Below are 20,567 nucleotides of genomic sequence, written 5' to 3'. Positions count from 1 at the left end.
CTTAACTTCTCTCAACTATCTTAACTGTTCAAAAATCACCGTCCTACAACCGCCATATCTTTCTCGAGTTCACCAACGTCACCAACCAAATGTTTTCTCGAAAACCCAAGCAAGTCTTTTAACCGATCACTATTGTCATAACCCAAATTCCACTTTAATTTCTTCTGGCAATCGCTGCACAAACGCATTGGGCCCGCGTCGGTTTCCTGAAGATTATTGCTGCCGTTCATTACGCATTTCGCGAACAGGCAATGATGTATCGTGAGCATATGCCCGATTTCATGCACCGAAACGTTCGCCAATCGCCTCACGCAGACATCGAAATTCGAACCGCCCAAATATTCATCCTGCAACCTGAAAATCGACGTCACGCCAACGCGTTTCGAATACGAAGCCTGCCCGAAAACGTAATTCCAATCCTCATTCGGATACAAATCCTTCTGTGAAATCGCCATGATCGCCATCGCGTCGTCGGGAATGTCAGGTGCTAAAATTTTGTGTAAGATATAACCCGTTTTCAGTTGTTCATGTCCGAAATTTTGACGTCTGGAACCTGCCGGAATTCCCGCGTCCGGAATCGCGTCGAGCACAACCGTCTTGCGCTGGAAGAAAATTTCCACATATTCGCGCGTCAATTCGATGGCCTTGACCTGCAATGAATCGAATTTTCCGATGGGCTGCAAGTAAATGACTTTTTGATCGTCGTCGGGAATAAAAGGATTGTCCGAAACGTAGTCCTCGAACGTCTGTTTCTTTTCGATGTGCTGTTGGCGCCAGTCTCCAAATTGCGGCTGGCTCAAAGCCACGTCATTCGCTGAAATCGCGGTGAAGTATTTCGAGTCGGACGTAGAAAATGAAACGGATTTCGACTTCTCGTCGGCGCAGGAAACCAAAATCAGTAACAGAAAAACGACTTTTTTCATGGTTGTCTCATCGGATTTCCTTCACCGACTTCACCAATAACGAAATTACGAGGCCGAATATTCCAACGAACGCGAAAGAATAACGCAAACTCGATTGCTCGGCTATGTAACCGATTACAGGCGGCCCGGTCAAGAATCCCAGGAAACTGATGCTCGTGATCACCGTCAACGCCGCGCTCGTGGGCACATTCGGGTTCGATCCCGCAATGCTGAACACGATCGGGAAAATCATCGAAACCCCAATCCCGACAAGCATGAACGACAATGTCGCAGGAATCAGGACCGGAAATGCGACCGCCGCATAAAGCCCGATCGAAACCGTGATCCCGCTTGCGATCAATATATTTCGCCGTCCGAATCTTCCCACGAGCTTATCACTCAAAAACCGTCCGAACGTCATCGTGATCATAAACGCCGAGTATCCGATCATCGACATCGCACCCTCGGCATGCACGACTTCCCTGAAATACACGCCGCTCCAATCGTACATCACGCCTTCACTCGTCCGGCAGCAGAACGCGATCACGCCGAGCCAGATCAAAATGCCTCCGAAACCGGCCCAGAATCCCATTTTTTCGCCTTCCTTAACCGGTTTCGCCTTGACCAAAAAATTTCGGTTCGTAAGAATGATCAATGAAATCACGATCGCCGTGAACACGAAATGCACCGCGGGCGAATAACCCAACGCGTTCATGCCCATTCCCGTGAGCGCGCCGCCAAATCCCGCCAAACTCCATGAGCCGTGGAACGAGCCCATGATGGGTTTCGGGAACAGGCCTTCAGCGTAAACTCCTTGCGTATTGACGGCGATATTGCAGAAATTCCCCGTAACTCCGAACAATACCAGCGACAGCGCCAACTGCCACGAGACTTCTGAGAATCCCAAGCAGACCAAGCTCAGCGCATACAGGAACAACGAGATCAAAAGCACTTTCGGGCTACCGTATTTCGTGACGGTCTTGCCTGAAATCGGCAGCGCGATCAATTGCCCGATCGGGATCGCGAACAGGATCGTTCCCAGGTCGGCCTCGCTCAAATCGAGATTCGCCTTGATGTCGGGAATCCGGCTTGCCCACGACGCGAACGTATAACCCATTCCAAAATAAAACAGCGTCACGGCAAGGCGCACGCGGTTCAGGTACGACTGCTTGGCGTTGCGGAACGACTTTTTATACTTCGGCTTGGGCAGGATCTTGTCGAGAAAATTGCTGTAATCGATTAGCGGCATGTGTCGTTTTTTGCAAAATTAGGCATTCCGATTCGAACTTGGGCTGTTTTTTGGGCGTTGCCGCGACAGCCCGTTTTGACTAAATTCGCGTTTTTTGAGTCGCGGCCGGGCTGCCCGTTCCAATTCCTCGGCTCTCGTGCCTCAAGCCTGTGGGATTTCCACTTGCATCCCTAACGCGCGCACGTTCCGGGAATCACAAAAAGTTTATATTTGACTATGCAAACAACCATAGAAACCGAACGTTTATTGCTTCGGCCACTACAAGATTCCGACGCCGCGGGCATGTTCGCGCTCGATTCGAATCCGAACGTGCATATTTTCTTAGGTAACAGAACCGTGAGTTCCATCGAGGAATCGCTGTCGTGGATCGCCAACATCAAGCAACAATATATCGACAACGGCATCGGGCGCTGGGCGGCCATTGAAAAATCATCGGGCGAATTCATCGGCTGGGTCGGCTTGAAACTTGAACGCAACGTGAACGGGCGCGAAACGTTTTACGATCTCGGTTATCGTCTGCGGGAAGAATTCTGGGGAAAAGGTTACGCGACCGAGGCGTCGTCGGCGTTCATCGATTTCGGTTTCAACGAAATGAAATTGCCCGTCATAAATGCTTACGTAAGCGCCGCACACAAGGCATCGCGCAACGCGCTTGAAAAATGCGGCCTCAAACACACCGAGGACTTCCTGTATGAAGGCGAACCCGAATGTTGGTATGAAATCAAGAATCCGTTGTTTTCATAGTCAGTTCTGAAGACTAAGCATTAATTTTAACGAACACAATCAAAAGCCGCAGGCGAGTCCAAAGCCAACGTGTCCAACAGTCCAAAAAATGCTCGAAGTATTCAAAAGATACCTGAACTCAAAAACCTCGATCTCCGACGAAGAATTCGAACTCATCCGCGAAGTCGCCATCGAACGAAAACTGCGCAAGCGTCAATATTTACTACAAGAAGGCGACATTTGGAAATACGATGCGTTCGTGTGCAAAGGCCTCATGCGAACGTATAAAGTCGACGATAAAGGGCAGGAGCACGTGTTGCAGTTCTGCCCTGAAAACTGGTGGACGGGCGATCGCCAAAGTTACATTTCGGGCGAACCCGCGCGCTACAACATCGAAGCTTACGAAGATTCAGAGGTAATCCTGATCCCGAAACAAGACACGGCCAAACTGCGCATCCAGATCCCAAAGCTCAACGAGATGATGTACGACCTGCTCGAGCGAAGTTTCATCTCGCTTCAAAACCGCGTCCAATCGAACATCACGCACACGGCCGAGGAAAAGTACGGGCAGTTCCTCAAAATCTATCCTGACATGAGCAATCGCGTGCCTTTGCATATGATCGCGTCGTTCCTCGGCATTTCGCCCGAAACCCTGAGCCGTATAAGGGCCAAGAAATAATCGGGCGTTCAAAACATCAGTTTCCTTGACAAATGTCAAGGTTTTTTTTTGCCTTTTGTCAGCGGAAACAACTTGCCTGTGGGTGCAACTTTGTACCTGTAAATCACAGCGATTTGCAAATCACAAATCACAAATCATAATTTAAAAAGATCATGAAAAATTTATCGAATAAAGTAGCATTGGTAACAAGAGGCTCACGCGGCATCGGGGCAGGAATCGTACGCAGGTTGTCAAATGAAGGCGCAATCGTCGCGTTCACGTTCGCCGGAAATCCAGAAAAAGCAAACGGACTCATAGCCGAACTCGAATCGCAAGGCGGCAAGGTGATCGCCATTTTAGCCGACAGCGCGAGCGAAACCGCACTTTCACATGCCGTAAAAAAGACAATCTCCGAATTCGGGAAACTCGACATTCTCGTCAACAATGCGGGAATCGGAACATTCGCTCCGTTGGAGGATTTCAGCATCGAAGACTTCGACAAGATTTTCGCGATCAACGTACGTGCTCCGTTCATCGCGATTAAAGAAGCGGCGAAACACTTGCAACGCGGCGGCCGGATCATCAACATCGGCAGCATCAACGCCGACCGTATGCCGTTCGCAGGCGGCGGAGTTTACGCGATGAGCAAAGCCGCGGTCCAAGGTTTGACGAGAGGTTTGGCGCGAGATTTCGGCCCGCTTGGGATTACGATCAACAATGTACAGCCCGGACCTATCGATACCGACATGAATCCCGCGAGCGGTCCGTTTGCTGAAATGCTGATGCCGCATATTTCGGTCGGACGGTATGGAACGGCGAGTGAAGTCGGGGCGATGGTCGCGTTTTTGGCGGGAGATGAATCGGGTTACATTAATGGCGCGAGTTTAGACATTGACGGCGGTTTTGGGAACTAACTTCCGGCAATCGTAATTACAATCAGCTTATAAATCGTATGGTATTTTACAATTAAGAAGTTAAGAATAGTTAAGCAATTGAAAAAAATAAAACAGCCGAGCGATTTGCCCGGCTGTTCTTGTTTTTCGTGGAATCATTTTTTATTTCACGACGAATTTCTTGACCATGCGTCGGCCCTGGCTTGACATCTCGATCATGTAAATTCCGGCCTGTGCGTTAAGCGAGACGTTTTGCAGGAAAACACCTCCATTGGATACGGTTTTCTTTTCGAAGATGCGGCGTCCGCGCATGTCGTACACGTTCATTTCAAAATCGCCGCTGAATCCGTTCATTTGGATCGTGAAACTTCCATTGTTGGGATTTGGATACAATACGAAGTCGATCATCTGATTTTCAGGCAAGGCCAAAGCAGGTTCGATGCTGCACAAGTTCAGGCTCCAGGAATTGATGAAACCTCCATCTTCAGCGAACTCGTCATAGACTTGCAATGCCCATTCGCCTGTGCTCGTTTCGCCGGCCAATGCACTTAGCGGCGTTTCAGGCCTGAACGTTCCCGAGATTACAGGAGTTCCGCCCGAACAGTTCAACGTCGCGCCTGAATCGGTGAACGTTGCCACGACATCGTCGGCATCACCGCAAACGTTTGTGAACAGATCGACCTCGGTTCCTGACGGGCTGATGAGTTTCACGGCCATATCGGTTACCCAAGTATGCGAAATGTCCAAGGAAACCGTCGCGCTTTGGATGTCGAAAGCGTCGGCGATCGTCATGTAACCTGCAACCGTAATGGCTGAATCCGACGGAATCTCGACCGGAACGTCGGTCGCTGCGAAATCATCGCAAACCAATTGTCCCGTCGTAAATTGGAATGCACTGCTAACCGTGCCCGCGCAACCCGCGTTTGAAGCGATCACTCTCCAGTAATACGTCGTCGCTTCGGCAAGCCCAGTGAGCTCAAATGAATTCGTATTGGACGAAGCCGTTATGAAACCGTTCGTAAACGCCGCATCGGTTGCGACGAAAATCGTGTAATCGGAGGCATTCGGGTCAGCCGACCATTGAAGTGTTTGCGTCAAACCTGTTCCGTTGGTAAGGTTCGCAGGCGAATTCAGTGTAAGTGTCGCAAAATTCGGACTGAACAATGACACGAACACCGACTCTGTCTTGGTGATTGCGCCCGAAACGGCCGTGAACAAAAGTTCATATACGCCCGGAGCCGCCGTGCCGCTAGAAATATTCATGAGAATCTCACCGTTTGAAGAAGTCGATGCAGGGCTGAAATTCGCTGTCGCGCCAGCAGGAAGCCCGCTTACCGAGAAATTCGTAGTGCCTGAAAATCCTGAAACGGCCTGATACAGGAACGAATATGTATTGCTCGATCCCTGACAGAAGTTTACGTTCTGCTGGCTGTTCAAATGCAGCAAAAATGTAGCTGCGGGCGATGTGATCGCGAAATTCTGATTCGAGACGTCATAGAAAATATTGCCGTTGCCGCGCACCATGATGCGATTTGCGGTTCCCGGAAGATTCGGTACGGTGATGGTCTGTGAGCCGTCGTTCGGGACATTTTCGGCCAATACGTAGTTGAAATTCAAACCTCCGTTCGTCGAAAGAAGGATGTCGACGTTCGCCGTATTTACGCCGTTCGCCGTGGTTCCAGCAACGTTCCATGTGACGGTTTGGTTCGAGGTTGCCTGCCAGCTCACTAAAGAACTCGGGTATGTCACGACGAAAGGTCCGGCCGTTCCATTTACGGTAATCTTCATGAAATCGGTTGTGGATTCGCCTCCGTTGGGGTTGTTGTCGCGCACGGTAAACGCAAAATTGTATTCACGTGCGACGTTTGAAATGACTTCCCACATCGGCGCAAGATTGTTCGCCAAAACGTCGGCAAGTCGCGGTAGGTAACGAACCGGTACATCGGTAAGGATTTGCGGTTTGAAGTTCGGGCCGTTCGTAGCCAAAGCTGTCGGTGGCTGTGTCGAGATTTCGCGGTCGTATTGTTCCCACGTATAGGTAAGCGCATCGCCGTCGGCATCGCTGGCGGAACCGGTCAGGATAAAAGCAGTGCCTTTTGGGATCGTATAATCGATTCCTGCGTCAGATGTCGGACGGGAATTGTTGTTCGATGTGTTCACGGTGCAACTTCCGCCGCCTCCGTTGATCGTGTTGCGGATCTGGGCGATGCTTCCCGCGAAGAATTGCGCATCGGAATTGTTCTGGATGTTCGGCGCGCAAATCCCGGCGTACGCCATGATCGAGCTTCCGCTTCCGGGTTCGTACGACCAGTTGTTGTCGCGGTTGCCGCCGCATGAATTGTTGAACGTGTGAGCCGCTCCGAATTGATGGCCCATTTCATGTGCGACGTAATCAATGTCAAACGGATCGCCGACCGGTGCGCCAAGTCCTGTAGCTCCGAATGCTTTCGCACCTTCAGCACAAGGTTGACCGCCGCCGAGCCCGCCGCCCGAAGTCCCGACACCGTGGCCGAAATCGTAATTGGCGGTTCCGATGATATCGTCGAGCGTTTCCTGTGTTTCTCCGATGAGTGCTCCGACGTCGTTGTCGGTCAAGTTGTCGGTATCGACGAAAATTACGTCTTCTTCATTCGGGATAAGTTGCAAGAACACCGACAAATCGCGTTCGAACATAGAGTTCACGCGAGTGATCGTAATGGTTACGGCTGCCAAAACAGCGGCTTTCTTCTGGGCCAATGTTCCCGAGTTCAGGCCTGCGGCGTTGATATGGAAAGCCGAAAATTCCACAGTCGTTACGATTCCGGTTCGGTACGTGCGATACACGCCGTTGTCCTGCGGTTGTGCCGAAATGTCCTGTAGGCGCATTTCAGGTTCGGTGTCAGACGTGAGGCAATTGAAACCGTTTGGCGTCGTCAGGCCTTTGCGCGCATAAACCGAATAGTAATTTCCGTCGATTGAAAATGGATCGATGTAAAACGTGCCTTCATTTGCCGCTAAAGTCATCGCATGCAAACCAAACATCGTGACGCTGAAACGCAAGATCGACGAGCGATTCTCGATGCCTTGCCCGACGTAGGATTTATTGTCGGGATGTTTCGCGGCGAGTTCGGGATGCATCACGGGCGCTTCCCAAATTCGGAAATGCTGGATGTTACCGTCGCTGTCGGGAAATGGAAGGACGAGATTCGAAACTGAACCGCGCATCGGGGCATTCGCCAACGATTGTTTGAAGGCGTCGAGGTCGAGTCGGAAAAATTCCTGTTTTGCGGGAATGGAAACGCGTGGTTTCTTGCCCGATTTAGAAGCTTCGGTCTCAGATGCTTTTTGCCAAACGCCTTGCGCCAACGCGGGAAGGAATGACAAACACAATAATAGGATAAGTAGTTGTTTTTTCAAGAGTTGTGATTTTTTAGTTGGACGTTTACGAATGTAGGTTTTATTGGTCAATTAGAAAATTAGAAAATTAGAAAATTAGCGGATTAGCGAATTTGACTCGTTGTTGTAGGTTAACATGGGAGTAGGTAGGCGATGCATTTTTTTTGAGTTCAATTCTTTGAGGAATCAATTGTATAATCGTAAATGGAGATTGGCATCGATACATTATTGCAAGGTTTTTTTAGTCTGATTTTTTTTGCCGAAATGACTTCAAACAAAAGTTTTTTTTGCACGAAGGCGTACGATTTACAGATTTCAGTTCAGTATAATTTCGCGTCGACGCACTTCCACGCTGTCAAAATCTAACGTTCCTGAAAAGAGAAGTGTAAATTTGACCTCACGCCCATTCGCTAATCCGCTAATTTTCACATTCGATAATTGTCAATTGTCAATTATCCATTACTTTTGCGCGCTTAAAACCACTCGGCCCTAACCAACTAAACGGTTAACCGATTAAACAAAAAAAATGATTACAGTCAACGACATAGCCGTACATTTTGGCGGCACGACACTTTTCAGCGACATTACATTTTCGATCAACGAGAATGACAAGATTGCGTTGATGGGCAAGAACGGCGCGGGAAAATCGACGCTGTTGAAGATTATCGCAGGTGCGAGCAAGCCGAGCTCGGGCAATATTTCGGCCCCGAAAGAAGCCGTGATCGCGTATTTGCCGCAACATCTTTTGACGCAGGACGACGCGACCGTGATGGAAGAAGCTTCAAAAGCGTTCGCCGAAGTGTTCAAGATGAAAAAGGAAATCGACGATTTGAACGAGCAGCTTACGATCCGAACGGACTACGAAAGCGACGCGTATATGAAGCTTATCGAGCGCGTATCGGAACTTTCAGAGAAATTCTATTCGATCGAGGAAGTGAATTATGAAGCCGAAGTCGAAAAGGTCTTGAAAGGTCTCGGTTTCGAGCGCGAGGATTTCACGCGCCCGACGTCGGAATTTTCAGGCGGTTGGAGAATGCGCATCGAACTCGCGAAAATCCTGTTGCGCAAACCCGATCTGATCTTGCTCGATGAGCCGACGAACCACATGGATATCGAGTCGATCCAATGGCTTGAGGAGTTTTTGGTGAATTCGGCCAAAGCGGTGATCGTGATTTCGCACGACAGGGCTTTCGTCGACAACATCACGAACCGCACGATCGAGGTGACGATGGGCCGCATTTACGACTACAAGGCGAAATATTCGCACTACCTCGAACTGCGTAAAGACCGACGCGCACACCAGCAAAAAGCATACGAGGAACAGCAGAAGATGATTGCCGAAAACACGGAATTCATCGAGCGTTTCAAAGGAACGTTCTCAAAAACACTTTCAGTACAATCGCGAGTGAAAATGCTTGAGAAGCTCGTGATCGTTGAGGTGGATGAGGTCGATAATTCGGCGTTGAAATTGAAGTTCCCGCCATCGCCACGTTCGGGACAATATCCCGTCATCGTGAACGAATTGTCAAAAAGCTACGGCGACCACGTGGTTTTCAAAGACGCGAACATGGTTATCGAACGCGGACAGAAAGTCGCTTTCGTCGGGAAAAACGGAGAAGGAAAATCGACGATGATCAAAGCGATCATGGGCGAGATCGGGTATGAAGGTGGAAAACTCGAAGTCGGGCACAACGCGCAAATCGGTTATTTCGCGCAGAACCAAGCGTCATTGCTCGATGGCGATCTGACGGTTTTCGATACGATCGACCGCATTGCAGTCGGAGACGTTCGCACGCAAATCAAAAACTTATTGGGCGCGTTCATGTTCCAGGGCGACGACATCCAAAAGAAGGTAAAAGTGCTTTCAGGCGGAGAAAAAACGCGTCTCGCGATGATCAAATTATTGCTCGAACCTGTGAATGTGCTGATTCTCGATGAGCCGACGAATCACCTCGACATGAAAACCAAAGACATCATCAAGGACGCGTTGCGCGATTTCGACGGCACGCTGATCCTGGTTTCCCACGACCGTGACTTCTTGGACGGATTGGCGACGAAGGTGTTTGAATTCGGGCATAAGCGCGTGAAGGAACACTTTGAGGATATCAAAGGATTTTTGGCGATGAAGAAGATGGAGAATTTGAGGGAGATTGAGAAGTAGTGATGAAGTGCTGGAGTGCTGAGGTGCTAAAGTGCTGAAGTTGTCGAAGTTGATGTCGAATAAATAATGCGGCGTATCAAATCCGTCAAAATCCGTGCATCCGTGGCAAAAAAAAAGCGCGAAGCGACAAAATCGAAATTTTTTCATCACTCAAAAAATAAAAAGGGACGCTGAGCAAGCGTCCCTTTTGCATTCAAACCAACTTTTAACCCAGTAACTAAAAAATTAAATTCGGTATTTGTCGAGCCGGGAAACGACTCGGAGTAAGGTATTCCGATCGATATTTTCAAACGTCAATCGAAAAAGTGAAACTTCCTTTGGATCATTTTCGGTTGTAAAGTAGAGCAACAAATCAGAGTCCGACGCATAAGTGATTAGTTCAAACCAAATGTGGGAAAGTTTTCGAAGATCGATTTGCAGCGATTTCTTCTTGACGGTCAGCGAATCGTTCTGCTCAAGCAATTGCCATGGAAATGATCTCATGATCTTATCGGAACCTTGCACGTGTAATTCTCCGCCACCGCCGCCTTTGATAAAACACGAAGGCATGATTTTCAATGTTTTGGCGGGAACGTGCACTTCGAGAAAATCAATAAATAAGGTGTTGCCGAGAATTTTAGTATTCGCATACAGGTTTTGATTTAAAAAGGCGTTCAATCCGGCTTGCGAATCAATTTCCTGACCGTAAGCCGAACCGAATGCCAAAATCAACATCAACTTAATTCTTCGCATAACCCGTAATGTTCACCGCGCTTTCCACCAATCGCACAAACTCAGCCTTATAACCATCGTCGTCTTTTCCGACACTTGCCTTCGCGAGTTTGCGGATGTCTTCGAGGGAATTGTCGGTGATCAGTTTCGACTCCCGTAAACGCAGTCCGAACCAGGCGACCGACGCGCTGAATCGCATGTCGTTCGACGCCGCTTTCAAATCTTCGCCCTTGTTCGCGATTACGTGGATCATCTCAGTGCTTTTATCGCCGTCGGGTTTTTTGTAGCGGAATTTCACCGTGGCCAGTTCTTCCTTGAATTTTGGGTCGACGTTTTTGGTTTCGGTGTATTTCAGGTTCGTCGATTCGGTGAAAAACGAACTCGTAACGCCTTGCGGAATTATTTCATACAATGCCGTGACCGTATGGTTGCTGCCCAATTCGCCCGCATCTATGGCGTCGTTCGTAAAATCCTCGGGACGCAGCTTGCGGTTTTCATATCCGATGAGACGATAACTTTGCACGTGTTTCGGATTGAATTCGATCTGGATCTTCACGTCTTTCGCGATCGCGAACATAGAGGCTTTGAACTCTTTGCCAAGAAAACGATTCGCTTCCTGTATGTTGTCGATATAGGCGTAATTGCCGTTGCCTTTGTCGGCCAGAATTTCCATTTTCGAATCCTTGTAATTGCCCATCCCGTAACCCAGAACGGTTAGGAAAACGCCTGATTTACGTTTGTTTTCTATGAGTTTTTCCATGTCGTTGTTCGACGATGCGCCCACGTTGAAATCACCGTCGGTCGCGAGAATCACGCGATTGTTTCCGCCTTTCACGAAGTTTTCCATTGCGGTTTTGTAAGCGAGTTCAATGCCTGCGCCTCCGGCCGTGCTTCCGCCTGATTCTAGTTTGTCGAGAGCGTCGATGATCTTCGCTTTTTCAGAACCTGATGTCGGAGGCAAGACCAATCCCGCCGCACCCGCATAAACAACCATCGCGACTTTGTCCTTATCGCGTAATTGGTTGACGAGCACTTTCATCGATTCCTTCAAGAGCGGCAGTTTGTTGTCGTCACTCATCGATCCTGAAACGTCGATCAGAAACACGAAATTCGACGCGGCCAGATCGTCGGTCGGGAGGTTTTTTCCCTGCAGCCCGATACGCAACAGTTTGTTGTTCGCATTCCACGGGCAGTCGGCGACTTCAGTATTGATCGAAAACGGATCGTTGCCTTTTGGCTGCGGATAGTCGTATTTGAAGAAGTTGACCATTTCCTCGACACGGATCGCATCCTTGGGAACCTTTTGGCCGTTGTTCAGAAAGCGTCGGACATTGGTATACGACGCATTGTCGACATCGATCGAAAATGTGGAAAGCGGTTCGTTTTTGGGGCTTGTGAATGCGTTTTCAGTGAATGATTCGTAATCTTCGTCATTCGGTTCGATCATCGTTGGGCTGAACGTTCCGGTTTTGGTCGTCACGACTATTGCGCCGTTTATGGCTTGAGAACCGAACAAACTCGTGGCTTGTGCATCTTTCAACACATTTACCGAACTTACTTCCTCAGGTTTTAATTTTTTGAATTCTTCAGACGAAGTCACCTTTCCGTCAATTACATACAGAGCGTCATTTTTTGCAGCGGGACGGTTTCCGCGTAAAATCGCGACGTCTTCATAGGATTTGTCGGACTCATAACCAATTTGCACACCTGAAACTTTTCCCTGCAGTGTTGGGGAAGCCGGTTTCGATTTCGCATCTCTTACAATCGAGTTGCTGCTCGTGGTTGCAACATGGCGCTTCCTGCTGCCCAAAGTCGCAGTGACCACGACCTCTCCGAGTAACGCGCCGCCGGTTGCCATTTTTACGTTTATGGTATTCGACTTCCCGACTTTCACCTCTTGATCCTGCATGCCTACAAAACTGAAGACCAACGTTTGTCCTTCTTTAGTCTTTATGTCATATTTCCCGTTGATGTCGGTTTGTACGCCGTGTTTCGTTTCCTTTACGACGACATTCGCGCCCGGCAGCGGCCCGGCTTCATCGTATACTTTTCCCGTGATTGTTTTCTCGAACGTGTTCGAATTTTGCGCGAACGATACGAAAGTTATGAGCATGGCTACGCCCAACGAAACGGTTTTGAATAGTTTCATGATAGATTTCTTTAAAGGTTATTGCTTATTTTTTTGGTGCCGGACGTCCGTTTTTAGTGGTAATGATCACGACTCCGTTTCGGCCTTTCGCACCGTAGGCACTCTCGGCTTCACGCCCCGTGAGAATTGTCGTCGTCATGCCTTCTTCCTGCAGGTTCAAAGGCGCGTACGGGCTCGTCGGGTTCGGGCCAAATAGGGATTCCTCTGAATATTCGACTCCATTTATCACGTACAACGGTTTCTCGAGATGGATTATCGTATCGCGTTTGGTTCGTCCGTATTCAAGGTCTTCGAGTTTTTTATCGTATTCGGCGTCCGATTTCGCGACTACGGGTTTGCCGTCGACGATAAGCAGCGGTTTTGATTTCTTTTCAGGTTGTGTGTTTTTATCTTTCTTCAAGTCTTCAATCGAAACTTCGACTCCATCGCGCCTGACCGATCGCGCCGGAAAAACATTTCCTTTCCTGAATGTTCCCTTTTCGCGGTTTGGTCTCAACGATAACATGCCGGAATCATCATTTTCGATATCATCAGACAAAGGAATCGATGGTTCCATGGCTTCGGCGGCACTGTTACTCATCGGGGCGGCCGCATTTGGAGATACGACTACTTCACTCGCATTCGCAATGTTGCCCGACTGGATTTCCTTTTTGAGGATTTGCGGGGCGTCCTTGCGGATTACCGTCGTATCGGCAACCGCATTTGCAACGGCGTCATCAGCTTCAATTTCGGGAAGGACAGTTTGGTTTTTTACGATCTTTATTTTTGTTTCGGGAGTCGTTTCGGTGCGATATACCTGATATCCCAGCGAAGCCACCAAAAGTACCGACGCCGCGACCGCCCATTGTTTCCACTTCTTATTCTGCTTCACCAAAACCCTGTTGTCGAGTTTGTCCTCGACTCGCGACCAGACCGACTCGATTCCCGGAAATTCCTGGCTTTCGGCGTTGGTTTCGGCATTTTTTATCTGTTCGAACAAATTATTCTCCATGATCATCTTGCTTGTTGGTAATAGTGGCTGTTCACCAAATCCTTGAGTTTGGTCTTGGCCGCGTTTAGTTGTGATTTCGACGTGCCTTCCGATATCGAAAGCATGTCGGCGATTTCCTTATGTGCGTAACCTTCGATCACGAAAAGATTGAAAATAGTTCGGCATCCTTCAGGAATCAGCGTGAGCAACTTGAGTAGATCCTGTTCCTCGAGCGCGGTTTGATGCACGCTCGCCGCGGCCGGAATCGTTTTGGTGTCCTCGAGATAGAGGTTGAAATTCACATTTCGTCTTAATTGCTGCAGACACAGATTCACAGTTATACGGCGCGCCCAAGCCTCGAATGCCCCGTTTTCCTTGAGTTGGTCGAGCTTCGTGAAAATGGTGTAGAAAGCGTCGGCAACAGTTTCCTCGATTTCTTCCTCCTTTTTCAGGTAGCGTTTACAAGTCCGGTAAAGTTTTGGAGCCATCGCATCGTAAACCTGGCGCTGGGCATCGCGTTGCAATTTGCGGCAGGCTGATATTAAAGTATCGTTGATCACGTTGGTGTTTTTTAGTAAGATGGGAAAGGTTGGGAAAAGGTTGGATTGGTATTGAAAAAATGTTGATTTATTCCGCTGCGCTCCATCAGTTCGGCTTCGCCTCGGGTGTTGATTTGTTGATTTGTTGATTTGAATCGTTGCCTTCCGATGGGATTATGGGTTTTATCGCGGTTGGATATTTGGGCGTTCCGGCGGCAGGGAAGATTCCTTTTCGCAAAAATGTTGTTGAATGCCGCCGTCGGGCTGTCGGCACTCGCTGTTTTTTCGTTGCACTTCAAAACGAGCTCAGACAAAGCCGCCATCCCTAACGCAATCCGGCGTCAACCAAGAATCGATATGTCCGTCAAAGACACAACCGCAAGTCAAATCAACAAATCAACAAGTCAACAAATCAACAACTCAACACATCAACAATCCAAAAGTCCCGTCATAGACACAACCGCAAGTCAAATCAACAAATCAACAAATCAACGCATCAACAATCCAAAAGTTCCGTCAAAGACACAACCGCAAGTCAAATCAACAAATCAACAATCCAAAAGTCCCGTCAACGACACAACCGCAAGTCAAATCAACAAATCAACAATCCAAAAGTCCCGTCAAAGACACAACCGCAAGTCAAATCAACAAGTCAACAAATCAACGCATCAACAATCTAAACTTCCCGTCAAAGACACAACCGCAAGTCAAATCAACACATCAACAATCCAAAAGTCCCGTCAAAGACACAACCGCAAGTCAAATCAACAAATCAACAAATCAACACATCAACAATCCAAAGACACAACTCAATCTTCCACTTCCAACAAAAACACATCCGACTCCAAATAATTGCTGTCATTATCCTCGCACAACAAAAACCTGATCGTTTCTTTTGAGTCTGAATGATACGCGATGCCTTCAAATTTATGCGTGTCTGAAATTTGTTCGGAATAGGAAACCGTCATCGTCTTCAAATCCATTTTTCCGACGACGCTGCCCACGACTTCTCCGTCGTCATAGGTCGATTTCGTATCTTCGGCGGAACCTAGGAACCAAACGTCTTTTCCTACCAAAACTGCGTCGGTGAACGAAACCGTCACGCCTTTGATCTCGGGCAAAATCACTTCGCTGAACGTAACCGATTTCGGATGGTCGAGTTTCCCGTTTACCGTGAACACGCCGTTTTTGCCTTCGCCACCGTTTCCGCGTTGGAAGAAATACCAGACATCCTTGCTGCAAATCGCGCCTTCGAGGTTGAAATTGTCATCAGAAATCGATGACTCGCGTTTCATTTGTTCGTAAAGGTTTGTAAGGTCGGTCGTCGCACCGACTTTTTTCGTCTCGCAATCGACTTCGACCATGCGGTTGCGCGCACCGGTAGAACCCGATCCGAAAATGTAGAGTTTGCCATCGTCTTCAGCCATGGCCTCAAAATCCGGTTTGATGCTTTTGGGCATATTTTCGAGCACGTTCCCTTCTATCAGCGCTGTTTTCTCGATTCTTTCGGTTTTCGCTTCGTATGAATAAAGGTAACCGCCGTTGTCGGACACGATAAATACGATGCCAGGTTTAAAGAAAATGCCCGACGCCGAGCCAATGCCGACAATATGATACAATACTTCGAGTGAAAAACGTTTCATGGATATCCTGTTTGCGTCCGTAAATCTGAAATCTGAAATCTGAAATCTGTAAATCCGTAAATCTGAAATCTGTTAATCTAAAATCCAAAATCCAAATCCCAAAGACGACTAATTTACTTATATTTAAGCAAACAACTCTCATGAAAAGCATTACGCCCGAAGATTATAAAATTACGTCCGCGATAGAACTCAAAAGATTGCCGACGCTCGACACGCTCAAGTCTAACGAAGAAGAGCTCGAGGAAGCGCTCGCAGAAGTACGCGAAGATCTCGCAAAACTCCAGGACAAAATGTACGCGCACAACAAGTACGGCGTGTTGATTTGCCTGCAGGGAATGGATACGTCGGGCAAAGACAGTTTGATTCGCGAGGTTTTTAAGGAGATGAATCCACGAGGCGTCGTCGTCCACAGTTTTAAGACACCGAACTCGACCGAACTCGAACACGACTATTTATGGCGGCATTACATCGCGTTGCCCGAACGCGGGAAGTTGGCGGTTTTCAATCGGACGCATTATGAAAACGTACTCGTCACGCGCGTCCATCCCGAATATATTTTGAACGAGAACATTCCCGGCATCGGAAGCGTCGGAGATATCAAGGACAAATTTTGGACAAACCGCATGAAACAGATCAACAACTTCGAGAAACATATCGTTCAGAATGGAGTGATCGTGTTGAAGTTTTTCCTGAACCTGTCCAAAGAGGAACAACGCCAACGATTGCTGCGCAGGCTCGAAGAAGACAAACACAATTGGAAATTTTCGCCCGGTGATCTCAAGGAACGCGCGTTGTGGGACGAATACCAGAAGTGTTACGAACTCGCCATAAACGCAACGTCGAAAGACAAGGCACCGTGGTTCGTGGTTCCCGCCGACGATAAGGCCGCGACTCGCTATATCGTTGGGAAAATCATCCTTGAAGAACTCAAAAAATACAAGGACATCAAAAATCCTGAACTCGAGGCTGACGTCCAGGAGCACGTTGCGGCGTTCAGGGCGCAACTTGAAAGTGAAGCATAAAAAAACGCCCTGCAAATACAGGGCGTTTCTCGTTGTTGTGTTGTAATTGGAAAGGTTTATAGACGAAATCCGTATGCGAAACGCAATGCGATCTGGTGGTTGCCGTCTTTGAATTCGTTGTTGCTGATGCCTGGGAAATCAGAGAAGTAGTCGTAACGAACGCTGATATCAAGATAGTCGTTCGCCCATCCGATGCTTGGTGACAAGATTGCAGTCGTCTTATTGATTTCGCTCGTAACGGCGAATCCGGCACCTGCTTCACCCATGGCATAGAATTGATCTTCCCACCAGAAAGCCTTAAAACCCGCTTTCACTGGAATGAACCCAAGGTCGTGCGCTTCAAAGCCTACAACGTCCACATCTTTTGCGAACAAATGCGTATAACCCGATGTCAACGTTACCGAGTAGCGTTTTGAAAAGTCATATTGCAGGCGGACGTCTCCACCAAGTGAAAATCCGTAAGGTTCGCGGAGTACATAACCAGGAGTTACACCGAAGCCGAGTCGGAATCCGTTGTCGTAGTTTGCGTCAGAATTTGCATCGGCGCTTTGGGCCGAAAGTGTCATGGTTGACAATGCCGTCAAGGCAAAGAACACTGCTGATTTGAAATTAAGAGTTTTCATGATAAGAATGTTTAGGTTACAATTTGGTGGCATGACGCCGGTTAGATTTGTGTCAAAGATATATTTGGCATTTTTTTGGGGTTTTACATAGTTTTAGGAATATTTTACATGGCGATTCTGACGAAAACCGCGAGCCCTTGTATTTGAACGGATTAACCAGTAAGTTTGGCCTTGGCATTTATGCAACATTTGGTAAATCCTTTAACAGACTTTAACAAAAAATGGCGATTTCGGTTGCATTTTACGCACGATTATGCGCAAAAGCCGATTACCTTTGCGGCTCAAAAATTGCCATGTCGCTTACCGCTTACACGAAAGAATTCGCTTACAACATGAAGTTGGCGTATCCCGTCATTTTAGGAATGATCGGGCATACGTTGATCGGGATCGTGGACAAGTTGATGGTCGGCCGATTGGGTTCGGCGGAACTCGCCGCGGTTTCATTGGGCAATAGTTTCATCTTCATCGCGATGTCGGTCGGGATCGGATTTTCGACGGCAATCACTCCGATCGTAGCCGAAGCTGACGCCGCGAAGGAGTACGGGCAAGTTCGGTCGGCATTTCATCATGGGCTGTTCTTATGTACGATTCTGGGCATCTCGATGTTCGCGATCATTTACTTTTCGAAACCGCTCATGCAGTTCATGGGCCAGCCCGACGAAGTGATCGTTTTGGCACGACCGTATCTCGATTGGGTCGCGTTTTCATTGATTCCGATGATCATCTATCAAGCCTACAAGCAATTCGCCGACGGTTTGTCGATGACCAAATTTTCGATGTATGCGATCGTCGCAGCGAACATCGTACACGTCCCGCTAAATTTTTTGCTTATTTACGGCGTTTGGATTTTCCCCAAAATGGGAATCGTGGGCGCCGCCGTCGGAACCGTGATTTCACGTATTATCATGGTCGTTTTCATGCATTTCATGTTGACGCGCCAAAAGCAATTGACGCCATATTTTCACGGTTTTTCGTTTCACGAGATCAAGAAAAGCGTGATCAGGAAAATCGTTGCGATCGGATTTCCGTCGTCGATGCAGATGTTGTTCGAAGTCGCGTTGTTCACTTCGGCGGTCTGGATATGCGGAAACCTCGGAAAAACAAGCCAAGCCGCTAACGAAATCGCGCTGAGTCTGGCGACGTTGACGTATATGTTCGCGACGGGCTTGAGCGTCACGGCGATGGTTCGCGTGAGCAACCAAAAGGGATTCAACGACTTTAAGAATCTGATAGTGGTGGCGCGTTCGGTGTTTTTGCTTACGATTCTGGTCGAGGCGATCTTTGCGATATTCTTTATCGTGTTCCATCAATATTTGCCGCATTTTTTCCTCGATATGGACAACGGATTACAGACGCACGACAATGTCGAAGTGATTGCGATCGCGTCGGAACTATTGATCATCGCGGCACTTTTCCAGATTTTCGATGGCGTTCAAGTCGCGGTATTGGGCGCGTTGCGAGGCGTTCAGGATGTGAAGATCCCAATGTATATCACGTTTCTTTCCTATTGGATGATCGGATTCCCGCTGTCGTTTTATTTTGGACTGTACACTGACTTGGGCGCGTTCGGCGTCTGGATCGGCTTGCTCGGCGGATTGGGGTCGGCCGCATTATTTTTGTATCTTCGTTTTAATAAAGTCACGCATAAATTATTGGTCGAAAATAGCAGAGCGGCCGTCAACACTTAAAATTACTTATGGAGCTTCCTAAATTCCTTCTTGGCGACAACACCGATTTTCCGGACGATATTTTCATCATCCATCTTGATTATCCACGTTTTATCATCAACCTGAAAGACGATGAGGTTGAGATCATTGATGAAGTCGAGGAAGATGAAGAGGCGGAACTTCAGGAAGAAATGGAGACTTTGATCAAGCTTGCGAATGAATTTTACGACCGAGAAGTGGAGCGGTACGAGGAATAGGTTGGTTGGAAGTTGTTTTTTTTGAACCAACCCTTTAAGAGTTTTGTTCGCGGCGTCGGTTCTCGAAAAAACCATTTTCTTTCGTAAGCGACACATATTCCGACACGATTTCCCAAATCTCAGGAATTCCTTCCTTCGTCACCGCGCTGCAAGTCGCCGCTTTGGGCATCCAGCCTGAACTTTTAGCCGGAAAGAAATGCAACGCGCGACCGAATTCCGTTTTCGCCAACTTCGCTTTCTTGATGTTGTCGCCATCGGCCTTGTTGATTGCGATCGCGTCGGCCATTTCCATGATGCCGCGTTTTATTCCCTGGAGTTCGTCGCCCGCGCCCGAAATTTTGAGCAACAAGAAGAAATCCGTCATGCCATGCACGGCGGTTTCCGATTGTCCGACGCCAACCGTCTCAATGATGATCGTATCAAACCCGAACGCCTCGCAAAGCGTAATCGTTTCACGCGTTTTACGTGCCACGCCACCCAAAGTTTCGCCCGAAGCTGACGGCCGTATATACGCGTTTTTATCCTTCACGAGTTCCTCCATGCGCGTCTTGTCGCCCAAAATACTGCCATGCGACAATGTACTGCTGGGATCGACGGCGAGCACGGCGACTTTCTTGCCGATTCCAGTCAAATAGGTTCCGAAAGCCTCGATAAATGTGCTTTTCCCGACGCCTGGAACGCCCGTAATTCCAATTCGGATTGAATTATTGGCTTTGGGCAAACAAGCTGAAATCACCTCGGACGCTTTCGCCTGGTGGTTCGGGTTCGTACTTTCGACCAGCGTGATTGCGCGGCTTAAAGCGGTAATATTGCCCGAAAAAATCCCATCGACGAGTTCTTGTGCCGATGGTTGTCTCTGCCGTTTCGAAACGACATTCCCGGCAACCGAAGCGCTTACGGTCTCAGGCGGTTCGATGCCGTCTTTCTCACGAAGTGCTGAAGTATTTGCTGTTGGTTTTTCCACAGCCATAAATGTACAAAACAAAAACAGTTTCAAGATTGCTCGAGAAACTGCCAATGTAAAA

General features: G+C 48.3%; 18 protein-coding genes. 8 read left to right on the top strand and 10 right to left on the bottom strand.

Annotation, left to right across the window (positions count from 1 at the left end; all coding sequences use genetic code 11):
* Window positions 1-35: 35 nt before the first annotated feature.
* Together EOO50_RS07120 and EOO50_RS07115 are read right to left on the bottom strand one after the other, a co-directional pair.
* Entirely contained in the window at window positions 36-923 is an 888-nt protein-coding gene (locus tag EOO50_RS07120) for an archaemetzincin (RefSeq protein WP_290838898.1), read from the bottom strand.
* Window positions 924-930: 7 nt separating this feature from the next.
* Complete coding sequence (locus EOO50_RS07115) at window positions 931-2,151, bottom strand: MFS transporter (protein WP_290838897.1); 1,221 nt, start codon at window positions 2,149-2,151, stop codon at window positions 931-933.
* 216 nt (window positions 2,152-2,367) lie between these two features.
* On the opposite strand from EOO50_RS07115, the gene EOO50_RS07110 reads away from it, so the two are divergent.
* The 3 genes from EOO50_RS07110 (at window position 2,368) to EOO50_RS07100 (ending at window position 4,446) form a co-directional block, all read left to right on the top strand.
* On the top strand, window positions 2,368-2,895 hold the full coding sequence (locus EOO50_RS07110; RefSeq protein ID WP_290838896.1) for a GNAT family N-acetyltransferase: 528 nt from the start codon (window positions 2,368-2,370) through the stop codon (window positions 2,893-2,895).
* Between the two features lie 88 nt (window positions 2,896-2,983).
* Entirely contained in the window at window positions 2,984-3,553 is a 570-nt protein-coding gene (locus tag EOO50_RS07105) for a Crp/Fnr family transcriptional regulator (RefSeq protein ID WP_290838894.1), read from the top strand.
* Window positions 3,554-3,705: 152 nt separating this feature from the next.
* A complete protein-coding gene (locus EOO50_RS07100) occupies window positions 3,706-4,446 on the top strand; it encodes a 3-oxoacyl-ACP reductase family protein (protein ID WP_290838893.1) in 741 nt (246 codons plus the stop codon).
* A gap of 141 nt (window positions 4,447-4,587) precedes the next feature.
* Here EOO50_RS07100 and EOO50_RS07095 read toward each other — a convergent pair whose 3' ends face one another.
* Window positions 4,588-7,821, bottom strand: a complete 3,234-nt coding sequence (locus EOO50_RS07095; protein ID WP_290838891.1) for a reprolysin-like metallopeptidase — start codon at window positions 7,819-7,821, stop codon at window positions 4,588-4,590.
* Window positions 7,822-8,326: 505 nt separating this feature from the next.
* Between EOO50_RS07095 and EOO50_RS07090 the strand changes: the two genes are divergently transcribed.
* Entirely contained in the window at window positions 8,327-9,961 is a 1,635-nt protein-coding gene (locus EOO50_RS07090; RefSeq protein WP_290838890.1) for an ABC-F family ATP-binding cassette domain-containing protein, read from the top strand.
* A 225-nt stretch (window positions 9,962-10,186) separates the two neighbouring features.
* Here EOO50_RS07090 and EOO50_RS07085 read toward each other — a convergent pair whose 3' ends face one another.
* From EOO50_RS07085 to EOO50_RS07070, 4 genes are read right to left on the bottom strand one after another with little or no spacing between them, the layout of a single operon-like run.
* Entirely contained in the window at window positions 10,187-10,693 is a 507-nt protein-coding gene (locus tag EOO50_RS07085) for a hypothetical protein (protein WP_290838889.1), read from the bottom strand.
* Window positions 10,680-12,821 carry a von Willebrand factor type A domain-containing protein gene (locus EOO50_RS07080; protein ID WP_290838888.1) on the bottom strand — a complete coding sequence of 714 codons (2,142 nt, stop codon included), beginning with the start codon at window positions 12,819-12,821 and terminating at the stop codon, window positions 10,680-10,682. The genes EOO50_RS07085 and EOO50_RS07080 overlap by 14 nt, the downstream gene beginning before the upstream one ends.
* 25 nt (window positions 12,822-12,846) lie before the next feature.
* A complete protein-coding gene (locus EOO50_RS07075) occupies window positions 12,847-13,812 on the bottom strand; it encodes a hypothetical protein (RefSeq protein WP_290838887.1) in 966 nt (321 codons plus the stop codon).
* A 2-nt stretch (window positions 13,813-13,814) separates the two neighbouring features.
* Window positions 13,815-14,315 (bottom strand): sigma-70 family RNA polymerase sigma factor, encoded by a 501-nt coding sequence (locus EOO50_RS07070; RefSeq protein WP_290839024.1) that lies wholly within the window; start codon window positions 14,313-14,315, stop codon window positions 13,815-13,817.
* Window positions 14,316-14,498: 183 nt separating this feature from the next.
* Between EOO50_RS07070 and EOO50_RS07065 the strand changes: the two genes are divergently transcribed.
* Window positions 14,499-15,182, top strand: a complete 684-nt coding sequence (locus tag EOO50_RS07065; protein WP_290838885.1) for a hypothetical protein — start codon at window positions 14,499-14,501, stop codon at window positions 15,180-15,182.
* Here EOO50_RS07065 and EOO50_RS07060 read toward each other — a convergent pair.
* Window positions 15,140-15,973: a hypothetical protein gene (locus tag EOO50_RS07060; RefSeq protein WP_290838884.1), complete on the bottom strand. Its 834-nt coding sequence runs from the start codon at window positions 15,971-15,973 to the stop codon at window positions 15,140-15,142. The two genes, EOO50_RS07065 and EOO50_RS07060, sit on opposite strands and share 43 nt — an antisense overlap.
* Window positions 15,974-16,113: 140 nt before the next feature.
* Here EOO50_RS07060 and EOO50_RS07055 point away from each other — a divergent pair, with 140 nt between their 5' ends.
* A complete protein-coding gene (locus tag EOO50_RS07055) occupies window positions 16,114-16,995 on the top strand; it encodes a PPK2 family polyphosphate kinase (RefSeq protein WP_290838883.1) in 882 nt (293 codons plus the stop codon).
* A 56-nt stretch (window positions 16,996-17,051) separates the two neighbouring features.
* Here the strand turns inward: EOO50_RS07055 and EOO50_RS07050 are convergent, their stop codons facing one another.
* Window positions 17,052-17,618: a hypothetical protein gene (locus tag EOO50_RS07050; RefSeq protein ID WP_290838882.1), complete on the bottom strand. Its 567-nt coding sequence runs from the start codon at window positions 17,616-17,618 to the stop codon at window positions 17,052-17,054.
* Window positions 17,619-17,911: 293 nt separating this feature from the next.
* On the opposite strand from EOO50_RS07050, the gene EOO50_RS07045 reads away from it, so the two are divergent.
* Both EOO50_RS07045 and EOO50_RS07040 read left to right on the top strand, forming a co-directional pair.
* Window positions 17,912-19,306: an MATE family efflux transporter gene (locus tag EOO50_RS07045; protein ID WP_290838880.1), complete on the top strand. Its 1,395-nt coding sequence runs from the start codon at window positions 17,912-17,914 to the stop codon at window positions 19,304-19,306.
* Window positions 19,307-19,314: 8 nt separating this feature from the next.
* Complete coding sequence (locus EOO50_RS07040) at window positions 19,315-19,542, top strand: hypothetical protein (RefSeq protein ID WP_290838879.1); 228 nt, start codon at window positions 19,315-19,317, stop codon at window positions 19,540-19,542.
* A 34-nt stretch (window positions 19,543-19,576) separates the two neighbouring features.
* Here EOO50_RS07040 and meaB read toward each other — a convergent pair whose 3' ends face one another.
* Window positions 19,577-20,506, bottom strand: coding sequence for a methylmalonyl Co-A mutase-associated GTPase MeaB (gene meaB, locus EOO50_RS07035; protein ID WP_290838878.1), 930 nt, complete (start codon window positions 20,504-20,506; stop codon window positions 19,577-19,579).
* Window positions 20,507-20,567 lie beyond the last annotated feature (61 nt).

This window comes from Flavobacterium sp. (assembly GCF_004211145.1).
Classification (GTDB): domain Bacteria; phylum Bacteroidota; class Bacteroidia; order Flavobacteriales; family Flavobacteriaceae; genus Flavobacterium.
The sequence above is the reverse complement of the archived record's forward strand: the minus strand, read 5'-3'. Positions and strand labels throughout refer to the sequence as shown.